Genomic DNA, 3,975 nt, shown 5'->3' with positions numbered 1-3,975 from the left:
TTTGGTACAAGAAGTACCGCAAAAAGAGACGACGCCTTTTTACCCGCGCTCGCCCTATGCGGTGGCCAAGCTCTATGCCTACTGGATTACGGTGAACTATCGCGAGGCCTACGGCATGTACGCCTGTAATGGCGTGCTGTTTAATCACGAATCGCCGCGCCGTGGCGAGACGTTTGTTACCCGCAAAATTACCCGCGGCCTGGCCAACGTTGCCCAGGGCCTGGAGCAGTGCTTGTATCTGGGCAATATGGACGCGCTCCGTGACTGGGGGCACGCCAAAGACTATGTGCGTATGCAATGGATGATGCTGCAGCAAGATACCGCCGAAGACTTTGTGATTGCCACCGGCAAGCAAATCTCCGTACGCGAGTTTGTACGCATGTCGGCGGCAGAGCTCGGGATTGAGCTTGAGTTTAGCGGTGAAGGGGTAGAGGAAGTCGCTACGGTGAAGGCGGTCAGCGGAGACAAGGCGCCGGAAGTGTCGGTGGGTGATGTGGTGGTGCGGGTTGATCCGCGTTATTTCCGCCCCGCGGAGGTTGAAACGCTACTGGGTGATCCGTCCAAGGCTAAAGAAAAGCTGGGCTGGGTGCCTGAGATCACAGTGGAAGAAATGTGCGCCGAAATGGTCGAGTACGATCTTGACCAAGCCCGCAGGCACGCTCTGCTGAAGGCCCACGGCTTTGATGTAAACGTGTCGCTGGAGAACTGAGCATGGCCAAGACACGTATTTTTGTTGCCGGGCACAAGGGTATGGTCGGCTCGGCGCTGGTTCGTCAGCTAGAGAGTAAGGCGAATGTTGAGCTGGTTGTACGAGACCGCACTGAACTGGACCTAACCGATCAGGCGGCAGTATCAGCGTTTTTTGAGCGGGAGCAGATAGACCAGGTGTATCTCGCTGCCGCCAAGGTGGGTGGTATCTGGGCCAACAACACCTATCCAGCTGAGTTTATTTATCAAAACCTGATGATGGAGTGCAATATTATCCACTCCGCGTATCAGGCCGGTGTGCAAAAACTGCTGTTCTTGGGTTCATCCTGTATTTACCCCAAGCTTGCTGAGCAGCCTATGCGTGAAAGTGCGCTGCTTACCGGCGTGCTTGAGGCCACCAATGAGCCTTATGCCATTGCCAAAATTGCAGGCATCAAGCTGTGTGAGTCTTATAACCGGCAATACGGTGTGGATTATCGCTCGGTAATGCCGACGAACCTGTACGGGCCTAACGACAACTTCCACCCCGAAAATAGCCATGTCATACCGGCGATGCTGCGACGTTTTCATGAGGCGAAGCAGCGCGGCGATGCGCAGGTAGTGGTGTGGGGCACCGGCAAACCCATGCGCGAGTTTTTACATGTTGACGACATGGCCGCCGCCAGTGTGTACGTAATGGAGTTGGCGAATGAGCAGTATCGAGCCAACACCGAGCCCATGTTGTCGCATGTGAATGTGGGCACAGGCGTTGATTGCACCATTGGCGAGCTCGCGCAGGCGATTGCTGATGTGGTGGGCTTTGACGGCGAAATCAGCTTTGACACCTCTAAGCCCGACGGAACACCGCGCAAGCTGATGGATGTTTCTCGTCTCAAGCGTTTGGGCTGGCAGGCTTCCATTGAGCTGCGTGATGGCTTGGCAATGACGTACCGGTGGTTCCTCGATCATCAGGATGATTTTCGTGCTTAAGATCGATGGCAGTCGTTAATGAGTGGCAGCTTGGATGCATTGTAACGAGAAGCGGTGCTGGCCGATGTTAGAGCAGTTGGCCCGCACAGAAACGCAGCAGGCCCTTTCGGGAGCGTATTCTCTGTGCGCGACTGGGCAACAGGGCCGCTTCGCGAGCGCTGGAGGCCTACTGTTTGACGCCAGCAAGCAGCGGCTGTCCGGCAGTGTGTGGTCTACGCTGGTCAATCTGGCTGATGAAAGTGGGCTAAAAGAGCGCATTGCAGATCTGTTTGCCGGTCGTTACAGCAACGATACGGAGCAGCGATGGGTTCGCCACCCCGCGCTCCGTGGCCATGCGAGCTCGGATGATCCTGCTGTTGGTTTGGTGCATGAGTGCCTGGGTAAGATGCAGCGGCTCACTGAGGCGTTGCGAGGTGGTCGGTGGCAAGGGGCGACGGGCAGGCCGATTAGTGATGTTGTTAATCTTGGCGTCGGTGGCTCTGATCTTGGCCCTTGCCTGGCTGTTCATGCCCTGCAGAATGAATCGACTTCCAGTGCGGTAAAGGTCCATTTTGCCTCATCAATGGACGGTAGCCAGTTGTACAGGCTATTGCCGGAGCTAGATCCGGAAACCACGCTGTTTATCATCTCGTCCAAGTCGTTCACCACGGCCGATACCTTCGCCTGTGTCGAGACGGCGCGTGCCTGGATGGGTGAAAAACTGACCGAAGCGCAGCAGCTTGAGCGGCATATTATTGGCGTGTCTGCCTGCCCGGAAAAGATGGCTGCAATGGGCATTCCCGAGGAGCATCAGTTGCTGTTCTGGGATTGGGTTGGTGGTCGGTTTTCATTGTGGTCGGTCATTGGTTTGCCGATAGCGCTGGCTATTGGTATGGATGGCTTCAGAGGGTTGTTGGATGGCGCACGGGCGATGGATGAGCATTTTGCCAGCGCGCCATTCGAGGAAAATATTCCGGTGCTGATGGCGCTGATCGGCATTTGGAATCACAACTTTCTGGGGATTCAGAGTCACGCTTGTTTGCCCTATGACGGGCGCTTGCAGCTGTTGCCGGCTTATTTGCAGCAGCTGGAGATGGAGAGTAATGGCAAGTCGGCCACGGCAGATGGCAAGCGCGTGGGTTACCGCACGGCGCCGGTGGTGTGGGGTGGCTTGGGCACCAATGGCCAGCATGCGTTTTTTCAGTTACTGCATCAGGGGACTGAGCAGGTTACGGCCGATTTTATTGCGGTGGTTAAGCCGCGGGAAACCTCGCTGGGGCCTGCGGTGCGTGAGAGCCTGGCGAAGCAGCAGCGCTTGGCGCTGGCGAATTGTTTTGCGCAGTCGCGGTTGTTGGCATTGGGTAATATGGGCGGCGAGGAGTCGGTCGAAGACTGGCGGTTTGCCTATCCTGGTGGTATGCCTTCTACGACGATTCTGTTGGATGAGTTATCGCCGTTTAATCTGGGTATGTTGTTGGCGGCGTATGAGCATAAGGTGTTTGCTCAAGGGGTGATTTGGGGGATTAATTCCTTTGATCAGCCGGGTGTGGAGCTGGGTAAGCAGATTGCGAAGTCGACATTGGCGGCGTTGGAAGGTGAGCCGGTGAATGAGGAATGGGATGCGTCTACGGCTGCGTTGATTGCTGCGGCTCGTGGGGAGCGTTTGGATGAGGGCGGGGCGGCGTCTGAGTCGGCGGCTTGATGGGGTAGCCCACGCCGGTGGTGGTGTGTGCTGTTAATGTTGGGGCCCGGGCTCTGGATTCCAGCTTTCGCTGGAATGACTCGGTAGTAGTAGGGCGGTTTGGTTTTAAGTCGTCATCCCGGACGCGTGTTTTCGATCCGGACAAATCGTAGATTTGCGCGCCCGTCGTATTGGGCGCCCGAAGGGCAAGGCATCGCCTTGTTAATCCAGTGGCTTTGGCGTGAATGCTCCGACATACTCCGGATGATTGGCAGGCAAGAAGCGCGCGAGGGGCGTGGGCGCCCCCGGCTTATTTGTTGGATGTAAGGTCTTTCAGTGAGCCGGAAATATACTTGTGGATTATGCTTGAAATCAGCGTTTGATACGGTATGCCTTGCTGGGACGCTTTTGCCTGGACGGCCAGCAAATCCTTATTTGAGATCCGGATATTAATTCGCTTGTCCTTTTTAAAGGTGTTATTCGCAAAGGCCCTCAGCTCTTCGCGTCGAGTATCTGTCAAATCTGACTGAAATTCGCCAGCCTCAACAGCTTCAAGAAGCTCTTGTTCATCTTTCGGTAGTTTCTTTTTGCGCATGACTCACCTCCGAGATACCGTTTGGTGAATTTTCTGCTAGGAA

Annotated in this window: 4 protein-coding genes; 3 read left to right on the top strand and 1 reads right to left on the bottom strand. The window is 55.6% G+C overall.

Features of this window, described 5'->3' with window-relative positions:
- The 3 genes from ABYP39_RS17760 to pgi form a co-directional block, all read left to right on the top strand.
- Window positions 1-709: GDP-mannose 4,6-dehydratase (locus tag ABYP39_RS17760; RefSeq protein WP_372783935.1), on the top strand; the 709-nt coding region annotated here is incomplete at its 5' end.
- A 2-nt stretch (window positions 710-711) separates the two neighbouring features.
- Window positions 712-1,677 carry a GDP-L-fucose synthase family protein gene (locus ABYP39_RS17755; RefSeq protein WP_372783933.1) on the top strand — a complete coding sequence of 322 codons (966 nt, stop codon included), beginning with the start codon at window positions 712-714 and terminating at the stop codon, window positions 1,675-1,677.
- Window positions 1,678-1,711: 34 nt separating this feature from the next.
- Entirely contained in the window at window positions 1,712-3,358 is a 1,647-nt protein-coding gene (pgi, locus tag ABYP39_RS17750; protein WP_372783931.1) for a glucose-6-phosphate isomerase, read from the top strand.
- Between the two features lie 289 nt (window positions 3,359-3,647).
- Here the strand turns inward: pgi and ABYP39_RS17745 are convergent, their stop codons facing one another.
- Entirely contained in the window at window positions 3,648-3,932 is a 285-nt protein-coding gene (locus ABYP39_RS17745; protein ID WP_372783929.1) for a CopG family antitoxin, read from the bottom strand.
- Window positions 3,933-3,975: the final 43 nt, after the last annotated feature.

The organism is Litorivivens sp. (assembly GCF_041625495.1).
Classification (GTDB): Bacteria; Pseudomonadota; Gammaproteobacteria; order Pseudomonadales; family Spongiibacteraceae; genus Litorivivens.
This window is presented reverse-complemented; position numbering and strand designations above follow the sequence as displayed.

Excerpts from the sequence above, each read along its gene's own strand:
- pgi (WP_372783931.1), top strand. The coding sequence starts at position 1,712 with ATGCATTGTAACGAGAAGCGGTGCTGGCCGATGTTAGAGCAGTTGGCC.
- ABYP39_RS17745 (WP_372783929.1), bottom strand. The coding sequence starts at position 3,932 with ATGCGCAAAAAGAAACTACCGAAAGATGAACAAGAGCTTCTTGAAGCT.
- ABYP39_RS17755 (WP_372783933.1), top strand. The coding sequence starts at position 712 with ATGGCCAAGACACGTATTTTTGTTGCCGGGCACAAGGGTATGGTCGGC.